Here is a 20480-nt window from a genome sequence, read left to right on the forward strand (position 1 = left end):
GCCAGGCGGCCGCGCTATCGCCAGTATCAACGCGCGGTGAGCATGATCGTGCCGCTGCCCAGGCGCACGCCGCGCAAAGAAGATCGCGAGTAGCCACAAAACCCCATGTGGGAGATTCTCTGTCAGCTGGATTTGTGCCAGGCTTGGCCCTCGCGCACACCGCCATACCCTTGTGGGAGCGGGCTTGCTCGCGAAGGCGGCGTGTCAGCCAACACATTTATCGACTGACCCACCGCTTTCGCGAGCAAGCCCGCTCCCACATTGAGAAGCAAGTGCAAGACGCCTATCTCGGGCGACCTCCAACAAATCAGGAACAGGAAGTTACCCCTTGAGCACCTCCCCTCTACTGCGCGGCCGCACCTTTGCCATCCTCGCCGGTATCGCCTTTATTGCCATCGACCAACTGGTCAAACTCTTGGCCCTGACCTCCCTGCAATCCCAGAGCATCAAGATCGGCGCCAACCCCTTCAACCTCGCGCTGGAATTGAGCCTGAACCCCGGCGCCTTCCTGAGCCTGGGCGCGGCGTTGCCGCCGCAGGTCAAGCAGCTGATTTTCATTGTGGGTGTCGCCGTGGTCGTGGCGTGGGCGATGGGCTGGTCGCTGGCCAACTGGCACCAGCCCTTGCGTAAAGTGTTACCGCTTTACGCCATTGCCCTGGGCGGTATCGCCAACCTGATCGACCGCGTATTCCGTGAGGGTCACGTGGTCGACTATATGGTGCTGAACGTGGGCCCAACGCACACCGGCGTGTTCAATATCGCGGATATCGCGATCACGGCCGGGGCATTGTGGTTGATGGTGGATTTGTTTTTGACGCCGCGAAAAGCCTAACGAGATCGTTCCCACGCCACCCGTGGGAACGGCCTAAAACACCGACCACCCAATCCGCTCACTCAACAACTCCAACGCCTTGATCCCTGCCAGCGAATTCCCGGCAGCGTTCAACTCCGGCGACCACACGCACACCGTAAATTGCCCCGGCACCACCGCGACGATGCCGCCGCCCACGCCGCTTTTGCCCGGCAAGCCGACGCGGTAAGCGAAGTTGCCCGCTTCGTCATACAGGCCGCTGGTGGCCATGATCGAGTTGACTTGCTTGGTCTGGCGCGCCGTCAAAATCTGCTCGCCGCTGTGGGCACTCACGCCCTCGTTAGCCAGGAAGCTGAACGCCTTGGCCAAATCCAGGCAACTCATTTGCAACGCACAGTAGTTGAAGTAGCTGTGCAGCACTGCGTCGACATCGTTGTGGAAGTTGCCGAAGGATTTCATCAGGTAGGCCATGGCCGCATTGCGTGCGCCGTGCTGGGCTTCGGAGTCGGCGACGATGCTGTTGACCAGGATCTGCGGGTTGCCCGACAGGCGCCGCACAAAGTCGCGCATCGACAAGATCGGCACGGCGAAGCGCGACTGGTTGATATCGCAAATCACCAAGGCACCCGCATTGATAAACGGATTACGCGGCCGGCCTCGTTCAAATTCCAGTTGCACCAGCGAGTTGAACGGCTGCCCCGAAGGCTCGTGGCCCAGGCGCTCCCAGATGGTTTCGCCGCCATGGTCGATGGCCTGCACCAGGCTGAACACCTTGGAAATGCTCTGTACCGAAAACAGGGTGTTGGCATCGCCGGCGCAGTACGCCGCACCATCGTTGCCGTACACCGCGATACCCAGTTGGTTGGCCGGCACATCGGCCAGCGCGGGGATGTAGTCGGCCACTTTGCCGAGGCCGATCAGTGGACGAACTTCGTCCAGGATCGACTCCAGCAACGCCTGCATGTCTTGTCCTGTCATCTGTCTTGGAATCAGTGGAAAGCGGGGCGCGGAGGATACCTGATCTCAATGTGGCGAGGGAGCTTGCTCCCGCTGGACCGGGCTGGCGCTCCAGTGCGAAGCGCTCCCAAGATTTTGGGGCCGCTACGCAGCCCAGCGGGAGCAAGCTCCCTCGCCACAGGTTTTACTCAGTGCTCATAAGAAACCCGGCTACCTTCACCGCCGCAGCCTCCAAATGCTGCTCATGACTAAACCCCGACGCCTTCAACGGCTTCAAATCATNTTTGAATACGGCGGGCTCGGCTCTAACCGGCAACCGCCGCACATTGGCCGCTGGCGTATCCACTTCCACCCCAAGCAACCCCAGCAACCGCGCCCGAATCGCCTGGAACCCCTCCTGCCCGGTGTCCCGCGCACGCGGCAGGTCTATGCGCAGTTGTTCGGCAATCTTGCCGTGCTCCAGCACAATCACCCGATCAGCCAGCAGGATCGCCTCGTCCACATCGTGGGTCACCAACAACACGGCCGGTGTGTGTTTACGCCACAGTTCGATGATCAGGCGATGCATCTTGATGCGGGTCAGGGCGTCGAGGGCGGCGAAGGGTTCGTCGAGCAGCAGTAACTTGGGTTCGCGCACCAGGCCACGGGCCAGGGCCACGCGTTGGGCTTCACCGCCAGACAGGGTGGCCGGGTAAGCGTCCAGACGGTGGGCCAGGCCCACTTCGGTCAGGGCTTGCACCGCACGTTCCTTGGCATTGGCGATACGCAGGCCCAGCACCACGTTTTTCCACGCGCGTTTCCACGGCATCAGGCGTGGCTCCTGGAACACCGCCGCACGCGCGGTGGGCACCCGCAGTTGGCCGCTGTCGATACTGTCCAAGCCTGCCAGGCTGCGCAGCAAGGTGGTCTTGCCCGAGCCGCTGGCGCCGAGCAAGGCCACGAATTCACCCGGGGCGATGTCCAGGTCCAGGCCATCGATGACCCGTTGCTCGCCGAATTGGCGCACCACATTGCGCAGTTGCACAGGCGCTTCAAGTGCCGACATATCAGTTCCTCACAAAAGATGGGCGCCAGGCCAGGGCGAAACGTTCAAGGGTGCGAATCAAGCCGTCGATCAGCAGGCCCAGCACGCTGTAGATCAGCAGGCAAATCACGATGACGTCGGTGCGCATGAAGTCCCGCGCATCGCTGGCCAAAAAGCCGATACCGGCGGTGGTGTTGATCTGTTCGACAAACACCAAGGCCAGCCAGGAGATGCCCAAGGCGTAGCGCAGGCCAACGAAAAACGCAGGCAGCGAGCCCGGCAAAATCACATGCCAGATCAGCTCACGGCGGTTGAGGCCCAGGGTGTTCGCCGCCTCGATCAACTTGGGGTCGATATTGCGGATACCGGCGAACAGGTTGAGGTACACCGGGAAAGTAGTGCCCACGACGATCAAGGCAATCTTGGTGAACTCACCGATGCCAAACCACAGGATAAACAGCGGCACCAGGGCCAGGGACGGGATGGTGCGCACCATCTGCATCGGCGAATCAAGGATCACCTCGCCGCGCTTGGACAAGCCACTGATCAACGCCGCCGCCACACCGATGCTCACGCCGATGCTCAGGCCGAACAATGCCCGTTGCAGGGACACCAGCAGGTGCTTGCCCAGCTCGCCGGAGACGATCATCGCCCACAGCGTGCCGCCGATCTGCGACGGGGCCGCAATCACCCGCGCGGGAATCCAGCCCAATTGCGAGGCCAGTTCCCACAACAGCAACAGCACCAGAGGGCTGACCAACCGCAGCAACGCGTCCGGCGTGCGCCATGTGCGCGTGGTCCTGGGTTGAACCTCGGGCTTATTGATGGAGAACGTCTCGGTCATCAGGCTGCTTCCTTAATAAAGACTCGACCCCATGCTAATCGCATAAAAAACGGCTGTGAAAGTCTTTCCAGGAATAACCTAATACACACAAGATGCAAATTACTGATACATCAAACAATTAATGATTCAACATTTTAATAATTAGGATAGAACCAAACGGCATTTTACAGGCCCGCCCCCTGCCCCTACTTTGGACGCGAATAACCGACCCCCTGCCCGGAGGAGGTGCCTATCCCGTACCAGACAAGGACAGACCATGAGCATTGAATTCATCGGCTACATCGGCGGCCACCACGCGTCCGAGATCCACCCGCGCAGCGGCCCTACCCTGCAACCGGACTACGTGGAAACCGTGGCCCGCGCCCACGAAGAGGCCGGCTTCGACCGCGCCCTGGTGGCCTTTCATTCCAACAGCCCGGACAGCACGCTGATCGCCTCCCATGCCGCCAGCGTCACGAAAAAACTGCAATTCTTGATCGCCCACCGCCCGGGCTTTGCCCAGCCGACCTTGGCAGCCCGTCAGTTCACCACACTGGATGTGTTCAACGGTGGCCGCACGGCGGTGCACATCATCACCGGCGGTGACGACCGCGAACTGCGCGCCGACGGCAGCCATATCGGCAAGGACGAACGCTACGCCCGCACCGACGAATACCTGAGCGTGGTGCGCCAAGAATGGACCAGCGAGCAGCCGTTCGATTTTACAGGCACCTACTACCAGGTCGAAGGCGCGCACTCCACCGTGAAGTCGCCGCAGCAGCCGCATATTCCGTTGTACTTCGGCGGCTCTTCACCGGCCGCGATTGCCGTGGCCGGCAAGCACGCCGATGTCTACGCGCTGTGGGGCGAGACCTACGAACAAGTGCGTGAAATCGTCACCCAAGTGCGCGCCGAAGCCGCCAAGCATGGGCGCACGATTCGTTTCAGTTTGTCCCTGCGGCCAATCCTCGCCGAGACCGAAGAACTGGCATGGGCGCGGGCGGACAGCATCCTGCAACAGGCCACTGAATTGGCTGAGAAGAATGGTTTTGTAAGGCGCGAACCGCCGAATGAAGGCTCACGCCGGTTGCTGGCGGCTGCGGCGCAGGGGTCGCGGTTGGATAAGCGTTTGTGGACTGGGATTGCCGGGTTACTCGGTGCGCAAGGCAACTCAACCTCGCTGGTGGGCACCGCTGAGCAAGTCGCTGAGGCGTTGGTGGATTACTACGACCTGGGGATCACCACGTTCCTGATTCGTGGTTTTGATCCGTTGAACGATGCCATCGACTACGGCAAGCGTTTGATCCCCCTCACCCGCCAACTGATCGCAGAGCGCGAGCAGGCCAAGCAAGTCGCTTAAATCAAGAACACTGCAAAACAAATGTGGGAGCGGGCTTGCTCGCGAAAGCGGAGTGTCAGTCACAGCTAATTCGACTGATCTACCGCTTTCGCGAGCAAGCCCGCTCCCACATTTTCAGATCTTCATTAGGCTCAAGATCAGTTTTTGTAGTCGGTATCAGTACGCTCCAACTGCCGCACCAACGCATTCCAATGCCGCGCCACGCCCGGGCCATCGCCACTGGCAAACACCTTGGCCTGTTGCTCCACCTTCTCCACCACTTCCGCCGGCGGGAAGATCAATTCCGCATTCCCCGCCGCCTGCGCCGCCACCTGGATATTGCAGGCGCGCTCAAGCTGTTGCAGTTGCTGGAAGGCATGTTCAACGCTCACACCCGCCGTCAACAAGCCATGGTTACGCAGGATCATCACGCTCTTGTCACCCAGGTCCGCCACCAGGCGCTCGCGCTCGTCCAGGTCCAGGGCAATGCCCTCATAGCCGTGGTAGGCCACGCGCCCGGAAAAACCGATGGAGTGTTGGGAGATCGGCAGCAAGCCGTCTTTCTGTGCCGACACCGCAATACCGTCACGGGTATGGGTGTGCAACACGGCTTGCAGGTCGTGGCGCGCACCATGGATGGCGCTGTGGATCACATACCCTGCGTAGTTGATACCCAGGCCGGTCGGGTCGTCGACGATAGTGCCGTCGAGGTCGACCTTGACCAGGTTGGACGCGCTGATTTCATCAAACAACAGGCCAAAGGCGTTGATCAGGAAGTGCTCCTCCGGGCCCGGCACGCGGGCGGAGAAGTGGGTATAGATATGGTCGGTCCACTTGTACAAGGCCGCCAGGCGATACGCGGCGGCCAGCTTGACGCGCACCTCCCATTCCTCCGGAGTGACGCGTTGGCGAACATTGTTGGAAACGCTGGAAATCGAGGTGACGCTGCTCATGGCAAAACTTCCTGGATGGCCTTAAGGACTTCCAGGCAAGCCTATGGGATGCAAAAAAATAATAAAAAGCACATTTTAATCTAAGCTAATTATTATTTTTTTTCATAACCAATTGAGCAACAACACAGAACAAATGTGGGAGCGGGCTTGCTCGCGAATGCGGTGGGTCAGCCGCCAGATGTATTGACTGATCCACCGCTTTCGCGAGCAAGCCCGCTCCCACACACCCCTCTTTCACTGAGGCTATGCGGCGACTTTGACCTTGTGCAACGAAGCCGCCACCAACTTGCCAAACGCATCCACCGGCCCCTGCAAGTTGCCCAGAAAGTGCGGGTAGATCAGCCACAAATCCATCACCGGTTTAAAGTCCTTGAGCGGCATCACCGCCAGTTGCTCACGGTGGGCACTGCGCTCCAGCAGCGGGCGCGGCACCAGGCCCAGGCCCAAGCCGTCTGCCACCAAGCCCAATTGCAACTCGGTGCCAAAGGTCTCAAGGTTCACTCGCAATGCCAGGCCCTGGTCGGACAAGGTGCGCTGCAAACCGGCGCGGAAGCCGCAGCCATCCGGGTTCAGGATCCAGCCGTTCTGGTACACGTCCGCCAGCTTGCACGGCTTTTTCGGCAGTTGCGCCTTGGCGCACACCACCACCAGCTCCATCTTGCCGATGGACTCGCCAACGATATTGTCCGGGAAGATCTTGCCTGCCGGGAACAGCGCCGCCGCCGCGTCCAGTTCGCCGCGCTCGATCTTGCCCACCAGTTGGCTGCCCCAGCCGGTGGCGACCTGGGCGCGCAAGTCGGCATATTCAGTGCGCAGGTGCTTGAGGGCATCGAGCAGCACCACGTCGCCGATGGTCTGTGGCACCCCCAAACGCAACAGGCCGGTGGGCGGTGCGTCGGTGGCCACCAGTTCGCGCAGGGCATCCATCTCCCGCAGGATCAGCCGGCACTGCTCGTACACGCGGGTGCCGATCAGCGTAGGTTTGAGGGGTTTGGTGTTACGGTCGAACAGCTCCACCCCCAATGCCTGCTCAAAGTTCTGCACGCGACGGGTAATGGCCGGCTGGGTCAGTTGCAACGACTCGGCGGCATGGCTGATGGACTGGCAACGAATCACTTCGACAAAGGCATCGATATCGTCAATTTTCATTTGGGCCGCACATAGAGAACAGTCATTAAGATGTGCGCCAAGCATAGTTGCAGGAATGCTATCTGAATAGCCCGCGCTGTGATCGATAACGTCTAACCCTAGTCCGAGCGATTCTAAATTACCTTCAGCTATAAGCTAATCATTAAAAAATAGCATATTAACTATAAACATTATGCTTAGATAAGCTTAAGAACACAGACCAATGGAATTGCCATGACCCAGGCCAAGCACCCCGAGAGACTCCGAGCCTTTATTGGCGCCCTGGCGGAATTGATTGACGGCAATCCACGCGAAGGCGACCTGTTGCACCGTGGCGGCAAGCTACTGGCGCAGTTGGTCAGCCATGATGACTGGCTCCCCGAAGCATTCGCCCAACCCAACCCCGAACGCTACCAGCAGTTTTTGCTGCATGCCGATTCGCGTCAGCGCTTCAGTATCGTCAGCTTTGTGTGGGGGCCGGGGCAAAGCACGCCGATTCATGACCATCGGGTGTGGGGGTTGATTGGCATGCTGCGCGGCGCTGAGTTTTCCCAAGGGTTTGAGCGTGCGCCCGACGGCAGCCTGGTCGCCGAAGGCAAGCCGATTGAATTGGTGCCCGGCCAGGTTGAAGCGGTATCGCCCAAGGTCGGCGACATTCATCAGGTGAGCAATGCCCACAGCGACCAGGTGTCCATCAGCATCCATGTGTATGGCGCCAATATCGGTGCCGTGCGCCGCGCGGTGTACCAGCCCGACGGCAGCGAGAAACTGTTTATCTCCGGTTATTCCAACGCCTACCTCCCGAATATCTGGGATTTGTCCAAAGAAAAGAGCCCTGCCCTATGACCACCGTATCCACTCGCAGCTATGCCCAGATTCGCCAGGCCCTGTTGGACCATCAAGAACTCGCCCTGGTAGACGTGCGCGAAGAAGCGCCGTTTGCCGAATCCCACCCGCTGTTTGCCGCGAATATTCCGCTGTCCAAGCTGGAGTTGGAGGTGTACTCGCGCATTCCACGCCGTGATACCCACGTGACCGTGTATGACAACGGCGAAGGCCTCGCCGCCCGCGCCGCCGAGCGTTTGGTTACGCTGGGCTACACCCAGGTCAGCCTGCTGGAAGGCGGCCTGGACGGCTGGCGCAAGGCCGGTGGCGAGCTGTTTATCGACGTCAACGTGCCAAGCAAAGCCTTTGGCGAACTGGTGGAAAGCGAGCGCCATACGCCGTCTTTAGCCGCCGAAGAAGTACAGGCGCTGATCGACAGCCAAGCCGATGTAGTAGTGCTGGATGCACGCCGCTTCGACGAATACCAGACCATGAGCATCCCCACCGGCATCAGCGTGCCCGGTGCCGAACTGGTGCTGCGCGCCCGTGAACTGGCGCCGGACCCGGCCACCCGTATCATCGTCAATTGCGCCGGGCGCACCCGCAGCATTATCGGCACCCAATCGCTGATCAACGCAGGCGTCGCCAACCCGGTATCGGCCCTGCGCAACGGCACCATCGGTTGGACGTTGGCCGGGCAGAAACTCGCCCACGGCCAGTCGCGCCGCTTTGCGCCGACCTCGGAGGAACATCGCCAGGTGGCCGCAGCCGATGCCCGTCGCGTGGCCGACAAGGCCCGCGTCGGCCGCGCCAGCCTCGCCGATTTGCAAGGCTGGCAGCAGGACGCCACGCGCACCACCTACCTGTTCGATGTACGTACCCCGGAAGAATTCGAAGCCGGCCACCTGCCGGGCGCACGCTCCACGCCGGGCGGGCAACTGGTGCAGGAAACCGACCACGTCGCCAGCGTGCGCGGCGCCCGCCTGGTGCTGGCGGATGACGATGGCGTACGCGCCAACATGTCCGCGTCCTGGCTGGCCCAACTGGGCTGGGACGTGCATGTGCTCGATGGCCTGCAACCGGCGCAGTTCAGCGAGCAAGGTGCATGGGTCGCCCCCGTGCCGGCACCGCCCCAGGCCGAGCTGATCAGCCCCCATACCCTCGCCGACTGGCTGGGCCATGGCGATACCGTGGTGTTGGATTTCACCGCCAGCGCCAACTACGTCAAGCGCCATATCCCCGGCGCTTGGTGGGCCTTGCGTGCGCAACTGCCGCAAGCCCTGGCCAAGGCACCCGCGGCCCAACGCTACGTGCTGACCTGCGGCAGCAGCCAATTGGCGCGCCTGGCGGTGGCGGAAGTGGAAGCCATCACTGGCAAGCAAGTGTTCTTGCTGCAAGACGGCACGGCCGGTTGGATCAACGCCCAACTGCCATTGGAAGAAGGTGAAACCCACCTGGCCTCGCCGCGCATCGACCGCTACCGCCGGCCGTACGAAGGCACCGACAACCCCAAGGAAGCCATGCAGGCCTACCTGGATTGGGAATTCGGTCTCGTCGACCAACTGGCCCGCGACGGCACCCACGGTTTCTACGTGATCTGATCAACCCTGACCCAACTGCACCCCCATCGGGTGCAGTTCCCACATCCGACCCCTCTCCAGGCGGAGGCTGAACCCACACACGAGAGGACACCCGCATGACCCTGCATATCACCCGCCTGGAACCCACCATCGGCGCCGAAATCGCTGGCATCGACCTGCGCCAACCGCTGACCCACGCCTTGCGTGACGAACTGCGCCAACTGCTGCTCAAGCACAAGGTGCTGTTCTTTCGCGACCAGGCCATTAACACCGAACAGCAGATAGCCTTCGCCAAGGAGTTCGGCGAGCTGTACGTGCACCCCACCACCCAGCAAAACGACCCGACGCTGCCCCAGGCCCACCTGATCGAAGCCCAGGACGAACGCAAGCTCTACGGCCCGCGCATCAGCGGCCGTTGGCACACCGACACCAGCTGGCTACTGCAACCGACCCTCGGTGCAGTACTGCGTGCGGTGGATTTACCGGAAGTCGGCGGCGACACCCTGTGGGCCGATGCCGGCGCGGTATACCGCGCCCTGCCCGATGACCTGCGCGCCGAGATCGACAGCCTGCACGTGGTGCACGACTTCAAAAAATCCCTGGACAAGGTTGGCTACGACTACCCGATCCTCGCCCACCCGCTGGTGCGCACCCACCCGGAAACCGGGGAAGACGGCCTGTTTATCAACTTCTCGCAGAACCCCTCGGTGATCGGCTGGACACCCCAGCAGAGCAAGCAACTGATCGACCGCCTGCTGCTGGAATTCAACAAGCCCGAACACCAGGTGCGCTTCAAATGGCGCCCCGGTTCCGTGGCGTTCTGGGACAACCGCTCAACCCTGCACTACCCGGTCTACAACTACGGCGACTATCCACGGCGTATGGAGCGGGTGCTGATTGCCTATGACGATATTCCGCATCGGGTGAGAGCTGCCAACGCGGCCTGACCTCTATTTAAGCCACCACAAAGATCCCCTGTGGGAGCGGGCTTGCCCGCGATGGCGGCAGATCAGCCAGTATTTCTTTAGCTGACACACCGCCATCGCAGGCAAGCCCGCTCCCACAGGGATGTGCGGTGTCCCTAGGTTTTCTGGAAATAGCCCCCATGCCTCCATCCCGCTTTCACTACTGCGCAGCCGCGCTGAGCCTGCTCGCCATTAATTTCCCGGCCCAGGCCGAAGACCCCGACAAAACCCTCGGCACCGTGGTCGTCACCGGCAACCGTGGCAACCAGGCGCGCACCATCGCCGACAGCCCTTCGCCTATCGACGTGATCAGCGCCGAGCAACTGCAAGCCAGCGGCAAGGTCGGTCTCAAGGAATTGCTGGCGCGCCTGCTGCCGTCGTTCAACCTGCCCGCCATCAACGGCGGCGGCACTTCGTGGTCGGTACGCGGGGTGACCATGCGCGGCTTGTCCGGCGACCAGGTGCTGGTGCTGGTCAACGGCAAGCGTCGCCACAACACTGCCTTGATCAACAACCTGGCGCGCATCGGCACGGCGGCGGTGCCGGTCAACCTGGACCTGATCCCGGTGTCGGCTATCGACCACATCGAAGTGCTGCGCGACGGCGCATCGGCCCAATACGGCTCGGATGCGATCGCCGGGGTGATCAATATCATCCTCAAGGAAAACGACAGCGGCGGCAGTGCCGAAACCTCCTTCGGCCGTTACGGCGCCGGGGATGGCGACACCGTGCACCAAACCGTCAACTATGGCCTGCCACTACCCAACGACGGCTTCGCCAACCTGGCGCTGGACGTCAAGGAACAGGAGCCCTTCAACCGCACCGGCAGCGCCACGGGCAACCTGTACGGCGACAGCCGCGACCAGACCGTCAACCGCCACGGCTGGAACCCCAGCTACGGCCTGGGCCGCGAGAAGGTCACCAACGCCAGCTACAACCTCGAACTGCCGTTGCAGGACGACCTCAAGTTCTACTCGTTCTCCACCGCCAGCTACATGGAAACCACCAAGGTCACCGGCAACTACCGCCCCAACGAAATCACCGCCCTGGCCGGCGACCCAAACACGCCCTACCCCGACGGCATCCACGCACAACGGCGCAACCGCACCAAGGACTTTCAGGTGGCCGGGGGCTTCAAGGGCCTGGTGGGCGGCTGGGACTACGACATCAGCTCCACCTGGGGCGAAGACGATTCCACCCTCAATGCCAACAACACGCTGAACCCGTCCTGGGGGCCTACCAGCCCGACCTCGTTCAACCTGGCTTCGCAGATCTTCGACCAGTGGACCAACAACCTGGACTTGAGCCGCACCTTCGATATCGGCCTGAGCCACCCGCTGCAAACCGCGTTCGGCTTTGAATACCGTTGGGAGAAATACCAGATCGAAGCCGGCGACTATGCGTCCTATACGCCAGGCAACTACGTGCTGCCCAGCGGCCCGTTCGCCGGGCAAACGCCGCTGCCGGGGCTGGCCTCCTATAACGGCACCAGCACGGCGGATGCCGGTGAGATCAGCCGCAGCAACGTCGCCAGCTACCTGGACCTGGGCCTGGACGTGACCGACCGCTGGTACGTCGGCGCCGCCGCGCGTTATGAGCGCTACACCCAGGACATCGGCAGCACCTGGAGTGGCAAGTTGTCGACGCGCTTCAAGCTCACGCCTGAATTCGCCCTGCGCGGCACCATCAACAATGGCTTCCGGGCGCCGTCCCTGGCCCAGACCATTTATGCCTCATCCACCTTCACCTCCGGCGGCGTGGTCAACGGCCAGCAGGTGTCGGTGCCGGTCAAGGTGTTGCCGGTAGACACCGCCGAGGCCCAGGCCTTGGGCGCAGAAAAACTCAAGCCCGAGAAGTCGCTGAACTACAGCTTTGGCTTCACCTACGAGCCTACCCAGAACTACCGCCTGACCACCGACCTGTACCAGATCGGCATCCGCGACCGCATCGTGTCCACCAGCCTGCTCGGTGGCCCCGCCGTGTCGCAGATCCTGGTCGCCAACGGCCTGTCGCCAGGCTTGTATGCGCAGTACTACACCAATGCCGTGGACACCCGCACCCGTGGCATCGACATCATCAACGAATACCGCCAGCAACTGGACCAGTACGGCCAGGTGCGCTGGAGCCTGGCCTACAACTGGAACCAGACCAAGATCGAAAAACTCCAGGACACCCCGCCCGCGCTTGCCAGCCTAGGCTCCAACTACCAGATCTTCGATCGCCGCCTGCAAAAAGACCTGACCGTGGCCACGCCTCAGTCCAAGTTGATTCTGGCGGCCAACTGGAAGGTCAGCGCCTATACCTTGAACCTGGCCCTGACCCGTTTCGGCAGCTACATCGAAGGCGACAACAACCCGGTCAACGACCGCAAGTTCAGCGCTAAATGGATCAGCGACCTGGACGCCGCCTACGACATCAACAAGCACTTCACCGTGGCCCTGGGCGCCAACAACCTGTTCAACGTGTACCCCGACAAAAAGGGCATCAAGGACTGGGCCGGCGCCTATGAGTACGGGCAGTTCTCACCCTTCGGCTTTGGCGGTGCGTACTACTACACCCGCCTGGCGTACAACTTCTAAGGCCCTGCCCATGACTGAATTGAGCTGCGATGTATTGATCGTCGGCGGCGGCCTGGCGGGCACCTGGGCCGCCATCGCCGCAGCCCGCGAGGGCGTGCGGGTGATCCTGGTAGACAAGGGCTACTGCGGCACCAGCGGCGTCACCGCCACCGCCGGGCCCGGCCATTGGTGGGTGCCCCCCGGCGCCCGCGAAGCCGCCATCGACAAACGCCTGGGCACCGCCTACGGCCTGGCGGATGCGCACTGGATGGCCCGCGCCATCGACACCACTTGGACCAGCCTGCCGGGCTTGAGCGACTACTACGCGTTCCCACAGAACGAACGCGGCGAGACCCAATACCGAGGCCTGCGCGGCCCCGAATACCTGCGCGGCCTGCGGCGTCGGGTGCTGGACAGCGGCGTGACCATCCTCGATCACCATCCCGCCCTGGAACTGCTGCGCGACGACCACGGCAACGTCGTCGGCGCCCGTGGCTGGCGGCGCCAGGCCGGTGGCGACTGGCTGATCCGCGCGGGGGCAGTGGTACTGGCCACCGGCGGTTGCGCGTTCCTGTCACGCCTGTTGGGCAACCACACCAACACGGGCGACGGCTACCTGATGGCCGCCGAAGCCGGGGCCGAGTTGTCGGGCATGGAGTTCTCCAACTACTACTGCATTGCCGCAAAGGGCAGCAGCATGACGCGTTCAATGGTGTACAGCTTTGGCGAGTATTTCGATGCGGCGGATCGGCCGTTGAATATCAGCGGCGGCCCCAGCTTTACCGAGGACTTGGCCAGGGCCCTGCTCAATGGCCCGGTATATTGCCGCTTGAATCGGGTGCCGACGGACATTCGCGCGCAACTGCCGAGCATCCAGCCCAACCTGATGCTGCCGTTTGACCGGCGCGGGGTGGACCCTTATCGAGAGCGGTTTGCCGTGACCCTGCATCCCGAAGGCACGATTCGCGGCGTCGGCGGTTTGCGCCTGATCAACGATGACTGCCAGACCACCGTGCCCGGCGTGTTCGCCGCCGGTGATGCGGCAAGCCGCGAGCCGATTGCCGGTGCCACCTCCGGCGGCGGCGCGCAGAATTCGGCGTGGGCCTTGTCCACCGGCCAATGGGCCGGACGTGGCGCGGCACAATGGGCCCGGCAAAAAACGGCGTACCACGGCGCCCTGCGCGGCTACGCAGGCGCTGCCGGTGGCAACCCGCAACTGCTCCAACGCATCCAGGCCGAAATGCACCCGCTGGACAAAAACCTGTTCCGCTGCGGCGCACAACTGGAGCGCTCCTTGCGCGAACTCGACAACATCTGGGACCAGCTACGCAGCAACCAATCCACCCTCAACCCCCTACGCGCCCGCGAAACCGCCGCCATGGCCACCACCGCCATGGCCACCACCGCCCGCTGGTGCTACACCGCCGCCGCAACGCGCAAGGAAAGCCGAGGCATGCACCAACGCAGCGACACGCCGCAGCAGAGCGCGTTATATGACGCGCATTTGCGGATGTCCGGTGTGGATCAAATACAAACGCGCTTCGACCCTATTTCTCCGAGCTATTAGAGGGCTTCTGTGGCGAGGGAGCTTGCTCCCGCTGGAGTGCGCAGCGCTCCCAAAAAGCCGGCTCCAGCTTCGCTGTCGAGCGGGAGCAAGCTCCCTCGCCACAGGTAACTCACACACTAGAGATACCCAACATGCTTGAACTGATCTACTCCGACCTCTGCAACGGCTGCGGCCAATGCGTCGCTGTCTGCCCCACCAACGTGCTGGCCGCCGACGCCTTGGGCCATCCCCTGATTGCCGATCAGCAGGCCTGCCAGACCTGTTTCATGTGCGAACTGTATTGCAGCAGCGACGCGCTCTACGTCGACCCAGACGCCGAACAGCTGCGCCATCCCGATCCCGTGGCGGTGCGTGAAGCCGGGCTGCTGGGGCAGTACCGGCGGGATTCGGGGTGGGATGAATGGGCGCAGGATCCCAGGCATCAGAATGAACATTGGCGCATGGATGGGATTTTTGCGTTGGCGCGGGGCCTGCATTCAAATGCAATAAGAGAATAATCAATTCACCCATAATGAATTATTTTGATAATTACCATATAACCAAAAAGAACTTCACAGAGCGTTCTTATGGGAATAACGTCAACTCACTCACCGACCCCTTCTCCAGGCGGAGGTAACCGAACCCTTTCTTGATCTGCCTGGAGCCTGCATCCCATGGTCTTTACCACCCCTTTCAAACGCCTGCTCCTGGGCACCGCCCTCGCCCTCGGCCTGATCGGCAACGCCCACGCCGCCGACTTGCAACCGCTGCGGGTGGCCAATCAGAAATCGACGATCAAGGCGCTGCTGGAAGTCTCGGGCGAAACCAAGAATGTGCCTTATGAAATCCAATGGTCGGAATTCCCCTCTGCGTCACCACTGGGTGAAGCATTGAATGCCGGTGCCGTGGATATCGGCGCGCTGGGCGATGCACCTTACGTGTTCGCCCTGGGGGCCGGGGCGTCGCTCAAGGTGGTCAGTATCATCCACGCCGAAGGGCGTAACACCACCGCGCTGTTGGTGAACAAGGATTCGCCGATCAAGACCGTGGCGGATCTTAAGGGCAAGAAGATCGTCACTGGCCGTGGCTCCATCGGGCACTACCTGGCAATCAAGGCCTTGGCCACCGCCGGGCTGACCACCAAGGATGTGCAGTTCATTTTCCTGCTGCCGAGCGAGTCGCGCCTGGTGCTGGATAACGGCACTGCCGATGCCTGGGCCACCTGGGATCCGTACACCACCGTAGTCACTTCCCAAAGCCAGGCCCGTGTGTTGATCAGCGGCAACAAGCTGCTGAGCAACCATCTGTACTTCGCCGCCACCAGCCAGGCCATCGCCGAAAAACGTGCGCAACTGGACGATTTCGTTGCCCGTATCGACCGTGCCTACGCCTGGGCCAACACCCATCCCAATGAATACGCCGCAGCCCAAGCCAAGATCACCGGCCTGCCGCTGGAAGTGCATGTGGAAGTGGCCAAGGACACGCGCCTGTCGCCGGTGGCGATCGACGATTCTGTGATCAGCGGCCTGCAAGCGACCGCCGACATCTACCAACAAGAAGGCCTGGTGACCAAGCACATCGATGTGTCCCAGGGTTTTGATAAGAGCTTTAACGCCAAGCGTGCCCCACTCAACCAAGCCTCGCGCTAAAGGAGCAGAACATGAGCACAACACGTCACTTGAAACTCGGCGCCATGGTCCACGGCGTCGGTCACGGTTGGGGCGAATGGCGCCACCCGAACGCCCAGCCGAATGCCAGCACAAATTTTGGCTTCTACAAGCAGCAGACTGAACTGGCCGAAGCCGCCAAATTCGACTTCGTCTTTATCGCCGACAGCCTGCATATCCACGCCAAATCCAGCCCCCACTACCTCAACCGTTTCGAGCCGCTGACGATCCTCTCGGCCCTCGCCGCGATCACTACCAATATCGGCCTGGTCGCCACCGTGACCGTCAGCTACACCGAGCCCTACCAGGTGGCGCGCCAGTTCGCGTCCCTGGACCATATCAGCGGCGGCCGCGCCGGCTGGAACGTGGTCACCTCGTGGCTCAGCGGCACCGCCGATAACTTCGGCAAGGCCGAGCACCCGCCCCATGCCGTGCGCTACCGCATCGCCAAGGAACACGTGAACGCGGTCAAGGGCCTGTGGGACTCCTGGGAAGACGACGCCTTTGCCTACAACAAGCAAAGCGGCGAATTCTTCACCCCGAGCAAGCTGCATGCACTGAACCACAAGGGCGAGTTTTTCTCGGTCAAAGGCCCGCTGAACATCGCCCGCTCCCGCCAGGGTCAGCCGGTGATTTTCCAGGCAGGCACCTCGGAAGATGGGCGCAACTTTGCCGCGCAGAATTCCGACGCGATCTTTGTGCATGTGGAGAGCATCGAGGAAGGCCTGGCGTATGCCCAAGACCTGAAACGCCGCGCCAAGGGCTTTGGCCGTGACCCAGAGAGTTTGTCGATTCTGCCGGGCATTCGCCCGATTGTCGGGCGTGATGAAGCCGAAGTAGAAAGGCGCTACCAGCAGGCCGTGGAGCTGGTCACCGTGGAAGACGCCATCGTCGCCCTCGGCCGCCCGTTCAACGACCATGATTTCAGCAAATACCCGTTGGACGAGCCTTTCCTGGAGCTGGGCGACCTGGGCTCCAACAGCCAGCGCGGCGGCTCCGACCGCATCAAGCAACTGGCCAAGGACGAAGGCCTGACCCTGCGCGAAGTGGCCCTGCGTTTCTCGCGGCCCAAGCGTGATTTTGTCGGCACCCCGGAGCAAGTCGCCGATGCGATCCAGACCTGGTTCGAGCGCGGCGCCAGCGACGGTTTTATCGTCAACTCGGTGCTGCCGGACGGCTTGCAGTACTTCACCGAACTGGTGGTGCCGGTGTTGCAGCAACGTGGCCTGTTCCGTGCCGAATACACCGGCCATACCCTGCGCGACAACCTGGGCCTGGACGTGCCCGCCAACCGCTACAGCGTTGCCGAGGTTGAAGACAAACAGGAGGCGCTGGCATGAGCGAATCCCTGAACCGTCAGCTGGCAGACCTGCACGCCGAACGCGTGGCCACCTGGGCACCCGAGGCGTTGAAGGTCAATATCGACCAGCGTCAGCGCCTGGTGGATGAAGCCCGTCCCGACGACTACGTGCAGGTCGGCGATGAGCTCGACCCGTTCACCTTGCTCAATGTGGAGGGCGGCGAACTCAACCGCGAACTGCTGCTGGCGGACGGCCCGGCGGTGTTGGTGTTCTTCCGCTTTGCCGGCTGCCCGGCGTGCAACATCGCCCTGCCCTATTACGAGCGCCAGCTCTACCCACGCCTGCGGGAACTGGGGGTGCCGCTGGTGGCGGTCAGCCCGCAAGTGCCGGAACGCCTGGTAGAGATCAAGACCCGGCACAACCTGCAACTGTTGGTGGCCAGCGATAAGGACAACAACCTGGGGCGGCGCCTGGGCATTCTCTACAGCTTTGACGAAGCGTCACGCAATGCCGCGTTGGCCAAGGGCAACAGCATTGGCGAGACCACTGGCACCGGCACTTGGGAGTTGCCGCAACCGACGGTGGTGGTGATTGCCAAGGATGGGACGGTGGCGTTTGTAGAGGTGAGCCCGGATTGGTTGGTGCGCACGGAGGCTGAGCCGGTGTTGCAGGTGGTGGAGCAACTGCTGGGCGAGCAGCCCGTGCGCCTGGCCATCTGATAAACACCTACCCCACTGTAGGAGCGAGCTTGCTCGCGAAAAACCTGAGGGCGCCACTGAGTGTCAGGCGCCCCGCGTCATCGTTGACGACCTTCGCGAGCAAGCTCGCTCCTACAGTCATTGTGAGTACATTCTTATGACCCAACCGTCTCTACGCTCCGTGGAAGTTGCCAATTTCGAAGCCCTGCTCGAACGCCTCACCACCGAGCTTGCCAGCACCGCGCACCTCTTTGATGAAAGCGGCGCCTTCCCCCACGCCAACTTCAAACGGCTGCACGAACTCGGCCTAGTAGCCCTCACCGTGCCCAAATCCCTGGGCGGCGGTGGCGCCAGCCTGCCCCAGGCGCGCAAGGCCATCAGTGCGATTGCCAAGGGTGAACCCTCCACCGCGCTGATCCTGGTGATGCAATACCTGCAACACACGCGCCTGCAAGACAGCAAGAGCTGGCCCGCCCACCTACGCACCCAAGTGGCCGAAGACGCGGTGCGCAACGGCGCGCTGATCAACGCCCTGCGCGTCGAGCCCGACCTCGGCACCCCGGCCCGTGGCGGCCTGCCGGCGACCATCGCGGTGCGCACCGCCGAGGGTTGGCGCATCAGCGGGCGCAAGATCTACTCCACCGGCAGCCATGGCCTGACGTGGTTCAGCGTGTGGGGCCGCAGCGATGACGCCGATCCACTGGTGGGCGCCTGGCTGGTGCCCAAGGACAGCCCCGGCATCAGCATCATCGACACCTGGGATCACCTGGGCATGCGCGCCACCTGCAGCCATGAAGTGGTGCTCGACAACGTGCTGGTGCCCCTGGATCACGCCGTCAGCGTCAGCCCCTGGAGCGCGCCGTCGCCGGAGCTGGATGCTGAAGGGTTCCTGTGGATGTCGGTGTTGCTCTCCTCTGTCTACGATGCCGTGGCCCACGCCGCCCGGGATTGGCTGGTGAACTGGCTGGAAGAACGCGCACCGTCCAACCTCGGTGCGTCGCTGTCCACCTTGCCGCGTTTCCAGGAGACCGTCGGCCATATCGATACCCTGCTGTTCGCCAACCGCAGCCTGCTGGACGCCGCCGCAGAAGGCCACACCCCGGCCGCCAATGCCGCGCAGCTCAAGTACCTGGTGACCAACAACGCGATCCGCGCCGTGGAACTGGCCATCGAGGCCTCGGGCAACCCTGGCCTGTCGCGCCTCAACCCGCTGCAACGGCATTACCGCGACGTGCTGTGCAGCCGCGTACATACCCCGCAAAACGATGCCGTGTTGCAAGGCGTCGGCAAGGCTGTCTTCGTCCAACGTCAAAAGGAACGCACATGAGTCAGGTGATTATCGCCAGCCAGCTGGACGAAGATTTCAACGCGGTCATCCGCGAGCGCCTCAACGCTATCCACCCTGATGCCCAGGTGATCGGCGTGCCCGCCGGTGTGCCAAGCGACCTGCCGCCCCAGGCCAATATCCTGCTGGCACGCCCGATCAATGTGCGCGGCTATATCGCCCCCGACACCCCGCCGCCGGGTTGGCCCTATGGTGCGCAGTGGGTGCACCTGGTGTCGTCGGGCATCGACTTCTACCCACGCTGGCTGTTCAACGGGCCGCAGGTGACCACCTCCCGCGGCAGTGCTGCCGATAACCTGGCGGAGTTCGCCTTGGCGGCGATCTTTGCCGCGTCCAAGCACCTGCCGGATATCTGGGTCAAAGACTCGCAGTGGAATTTCACCCCGCTGCGCCCGCTCAAGGGCACTACGTTGGGCATCCTGGGCTTTGGTGCGATTGGCGAGCGCCTGGCGCAAAAGGCGTTGGCGCTGGGCATCAACGTGGTGGCGTTGCGTCAGAGCCAGGCGCCGTTCAGTGCGGGCGTGGAAGCGGCCAAGGATATCCACGACCTGTTCGCCCGCGCCGATCACTTGGTGGTAGCCGCGCCGCTGACCGAGGCCACCCGCCACATTATCAACCGCGATGTGTTGGGCAGTGCCAAGCCGGGGCTGCATTTGATCAACATTGCGCGCGGAGGGTTGCTGGACCAGGAGGCGTTACTCGAAGCCCTGGATAACGGCCAGATCGGCCTGGCCTCTCTGGACGTGACCGAGCCTGAGCCGTTGCCGGATGGGCATCCGTTGTATACGCACCCGAGGGTGAGGTTGTCGCCGCATACGTCGGCGATTTCGACCAATAGCAAGCAGGAGATTGCGGATACGTTTTTGGCGAATTTGGAAAGGTATGTCGGCGGTCAGGCGTTGGCGAACCTGGCGAATGCATAACGGCGTATGAAGATCCAAATGTGGGAGCGGGCTTGCT

At 62.2% G+C, this 20480-nt stretch carries 17 protein-coding genes and 2 pseudogenes; 13 read left to right on the forward strand and 6 right to left on the reverse strand.

Annotation, left to right across the window (positions count from 1 at the left end):
* Window positions 1–328: 328 nt before the first annotated feature.
* Complete coding sequence (locus tag ACLD1Y_RS23615) at window positions 329–832, forward strand: signal peptidase II (protein ID WP_429480202.1); 504 nt, start codon at window positions 329–331, stop codon at window positions 830–832.
* Window positions 833–865: 33 nt separating this feature from the next.
* Here the strand turns inward: ACLD1Y_RS23615 and glsB are convergent, their stop codons facing one another.
* From glsB to ACLD1Y_RS23630, 3 genes and pseudogenes are all read right to left on the reverse strand, one after another.
* A complete protein-coding gene (glsB, locus tag ACLD1Y_RS23620) occupies window positions 866–1774 on the reverse strand; it encodes a glutaminase B (RefSeq protein WP_429480203.1) in 909 nt (302 codons plus the stop codon).
* 310 nt (window positions 1775–2084) lie between these two features.
* Window positions 2085–2813 (reverse strand): annotated as a pseudogene (locus ACLD1Y_RS23625) (ABC transporter ATP-binding protein); the annotation flags it as partial.
* A gap of 1 nt (window position 2814) precedes the next feature.
* Window positions 2815–3636, reverse strand: coding sequence for an ABC transporter permease (locus ACLD1Y_RS23630; protein ID WP_429480204.1), 822 nt, complete (start codon window positions 3634–3636; stop codon window positions 2815–2817).
* A gap of 256 nt (window positions 3637–3892) precedes the next feature.
* On the opposite strand from ACLD1Y_RS23630, the gene ACLD1Y_RS23635 reads away from it, so the two are divergent.
* Window positions 3893–4975, forward strand: a complete 1083-nt coding sequence (locus tag ACLD1Y_RS23635) for an LLM class flavin-dependent oxidoreductase (protein WP_429480205.1) — start codon at window positions 3893–3895, stop codon at window positions 4973–4975.
* Window positions 4976–5112: 137 nt separating this feature from the next.
* Here the strand turns inward: ACLD1Y_RS23635 and ACLD1Y_RS23640 are convergent, their stop codons facing one another.
* Together ACLD1Y_RS23640 and ACLD1Y_RS23645 are read right to left on the reverse strand one after the other, a co-directional pair.
* Complete coding sequence (locus ACLD1Y_RS23640) at window positions 5113–5907, reverse strand: class II aldolase/adducin family protein (RefSeq protein WP_429480206.1); 795 nt, start codon at window positions 5905–5907, stop codon at window positions 5113–5115.
* 243 nt (window positions 5908–6150) lie between these two features.
* Entirely contained in the window at window positions 6151–7056 is a 906-nt protein-coding gene (locus tag ACLD1Y_RS23645; protein WP_429480207.1) for a LysR family transcriptional regulator, read from the reverse strand.
* Window positions 7057–7269: 213 nt separating this feature from the next.
* Between ACLD1Y_RS23645 and ACLD1Y_RS23650 the strand changes: the two genes are divergently transcribed.
* From ACLD1Y_RS23650 to ACLD1Y_RS23690, 9 genes are all read left to right on the forward strand, one after another.
* Window positions 7270–7881 (forward strand): cysteine dioxygenase, encoded by a 612-nt coding sequence (locus ACLD1Y_RS23650; RefSeq protein WP_429480208.1) that lies wholly within the window; start codon window positions 7270–7272, stop codon window positions 7879–7881.
* Window positions 7878–9461 carry a rhodanese-related sulfurtransferase gene (locus ACLD1Y_RS23655; protein ID WP_429480209.1) on the forward strand — a complete coding sequence of 528 codons (1584 nt, stop codon included), beginning with the start codon at window positions 7878–7880 and terminating at the stop codon, window positions 9459–9461. Before ACLD1Y_RS23650 ends, ACLD1Y_RS23655 begins: the two co-directional genes overlap by 4 nt.
* 95 nt (window positions 9462–9556) lie before the next feature.
* The gene (locus ACLD1Y_RS23660) at window positions 9557–10387 is read left to right on the forward strand and encodes a TauD/TfdA dioxygenase family protein (RefSeq protein WP_429480210.1); all 831 of its coding nucleotides are present in this window, start codon (window positions 9557–9559) and stop codon (window positions 10385–10387) included.
* A gap of 158 nt (window positions 10388–10545) precedes the next feature.
* A complete protein-coding gene (locus ACLD1Y_RS23665) occupies window positions 10546–12984 on the forward strand; it encodes a TonB-dependent receptor plug domain-containing protein (RefSeq protein WP_429480211.1) in 2439 nt (812 codons plus the stop codon).
* Window positions 12985–12994: 10 nt separating this feature from the next.
* Window positions 12995–14530, forward strand: a complete 1536-nt coding sequence (locus tag ACLD1Y_RS23670) for an FAD-dependent oxidoreductase (protein ID WP_429480212.1) — start codon at window positions 12995–12997, stop codon at window positions 14528–14530.
* A 131-nt stretch (window positions 14531–14661) separates the two neighbouring features.
* The gene (locus tag ACLD1Y_RS23675; protein ID WP_429480213.1) at window positions 14662–15027 is read left to right on the forward strand and encodes a 4Fe-4S dicluster domain-containing protein; all 366 of its coding nucleotides are present in this window, start codon (window positions 14662–14664) and stop codon (window positions 15025–15027) included.
* A gap of 156 nt (window positions 15028–15183) precedes the next feature.
* Entirely contained in the window at window positions 15184–16158 is a 975-nt protein-coding gene (locus ACLD1Y_RS23680; protein WP_429480214.1) for an ABC transporter substrate-binding protein, read from the forward strand.
* An 11-nt stretch (window positions 16159–16169) separates the two neighbouring features.
* A complete protein-coding gene (locus tag ACLD1Y_RS23685; protein WP_429480215.1) occupies window positions 16170–17516 on the forward strand; it encodes an LLM class flavin-dependent oxidoreductase in 1347 nt (448 codons plus the stop codon).
* Entirely contained in the window at window positions 17513–18196 is a 684-nt protein-coding gene (locus ACLD1Y_RS23690; RefSeq protein ID WP_429480216.1) for a peroxiredoxin-like family protein, read from the forward strand. Before ACLD1Y_RS23685 ends, ACLD1Y_RS23690 begins: the two co-directional genes overlap by 4 nt.
* Before the next feature lie 13 nt (window positions 18197–18209).
* Here the strand turns inward: ACLD1Y_RS23690 and ACLD1Y_RS23695 are convergent.
* Window positions 18210–18317 (reverse strand): annotated as a pseudogene (locus tag ACLD1Y_RS23695) (outer membrane lipoprotein carrier protein LolA); the annotation flags it as partial.
* Window positions 18318–18332: 15 nt separating this feature from the next.
* On the opposite strand from ACLD1Y_RS23695, the gene ACLD1Y_RS23700 reads away from it, so the two are divergent.
* Both ACLD1Y_RS23700 and ACLD1Y_RS23705 read left to right on the forward strand, forming a co-directional pair.
* On the forward strand, window positions 18333–19502 hold the full coding sequence (locus ACLD1Y_RS23700) for an acyl-CoA dehydrogenase family protein (protein WP_429480217.1): 1170 nt from the start codon (window positions 18333–18335) through the stop codon (window positions 19500–19502).
* The gene (locus ACLD1Y_RS23705; protein ID WP_429480218.1) at window positions 19499–20443 is read left to right on the forward strand and encodes a D-isomer specific 2-hydroxyacid dehydrogenase family protein; all 945 of its coding nucleotides are present in this window, start codon (window positions 19499–19501) and stop codon (window positions 20441–20443) included. Before ACLD1Y_RS23700 ends, ACLD1Y_RS23705 begins: the two co-directional genes overlap by 4 nt.
* The last annotated feature ends 37 nt before the right edge of the window (window positions 20444–20480 follow it).

This window comes from Pseudomonas sp. 18175 (assembly GCF_050432925.1).
Taxonomy (GTDB): domain Bacteria; phylum Pseudomonadota; class Gammaproteobacteria; order Pseudomonadales; family Pseudomonadaceae; genus Aquipseudomonas.

Bases quoted from the DNA above. Each gene is read 5' to 3' on its own strand.
- glsB (WP_429480203.1), bottom strand. From the start codon at position 1,774: ATGCAGGCGTTGCTGGAGTCGATCCTGGACGAAGTTCGTCCACTGATC.
- ACLD1Y_RS23630 (WP_429480204.1), bottom strand. From the start codon at position 3,636: ATGACCGAGACGTTCTCCATCAATAAGCCCGAGGTTCAACCCAGGACC.
- ACLD1Y_RS23635 (WP_429480205.1), top strand. From the start codon at position 3,893: ATGAGCATTGAATTCATCGGCTACATCGGCGGCCACCACGCGTCCGAG.
- ACLD1Y_RS23640 (WP_429480206.1), bottom strand. From the start codon at position 5,907: ATGAGCAGCGTCACCTCGATTTCCAGCGTTTCCAACAATGTTCGCCAA.
- ACLD1Y_RS23645 (WP_429480207.1), bottom strand. From the start codon at position 7,056: ATGAAAATTGACGATATCGATGCCTTTGTCGAAGTGATTCGTTGCCAG.
- ACLD1Y_RS23650 (WP_429480208.1), top strand. From the start codon at position 7,270: ATGACCCAGGCCAAGCACCCCGAGAGACTCCGAGCCTTTATTGGCGCC.
- ACLD1Y_RS23655 (WP_429480209.1), top strand. From the start codon at position 7,878: ATGACCACCGTATCCACTCGCAGCTATGCCCAGATTCGCCAGGCCCTG.
- ACLD1Y_RS23660 (WP_429480210.1), top strand. From the start codon at position 9,557: ATGACCCTGCATATCACCCGCCTGGAACCCACCATCGGCGCCGAAATC.
- ACLD1Y_RS23665 (WP_429480211.1), top strand. From the start codon at position 10,546: ATGCCTCCATCCCGCTTTCACTACTGCGCAGCCGCGCTGAGCCTGCTC.
- ACLD1Y_RS23670 (WP_429480212.1), top strand. From the start codon at position 12,995: ATGACTGAATTGAGCTGCGATGTATTGATCGTCGGCGGCGGCCTGGCG.
- ACLD1Y_RS23675 (WP_429480213.1), top strand. From the start codon at position 14,662: ATGCTTGAACTGATCTACTCCGACCTCTGCAACGGCTGCGGCCAATGC.
- ACLD1Y_RS23680 (WP_429480214.1), top strand. From the start codon at position 15,184: ATGGTCTTTACCACCCCTTTCAAACGCCTGCTCCTGGGCACCGCCCTC.
- ACLD1Y_RS23685 (WP_429480215.1), top strand. From the start codon at position 16,170: ATGAGCACAACACGTCACTTGAAACTCGGCGCCATGGTCCACGGCGTC.
- ACLD1Y_RS23690 (WP_429480216.1), top strand. From the start codon at position 17,513: ATGAGCGAATCCCTGAACCGTCAGCTGGCAGACCTGCACGCCGAACGC.
- ACLD1Y_RS23700 (WP_429480217.1), top strand. From the start codon at position 18,333: ATGACCCAACCGTCTCTACGCTCCGTGGAAGTTGCCAATTTCGAAGCC.
- ACLD1Y_RS23705 (WP_429480218.1), top strand. From the start codon at position 19,499: ATGAGTCAGGTGATTATCGCCAGCCAGCTGGACGAAGATTTCAACGCG.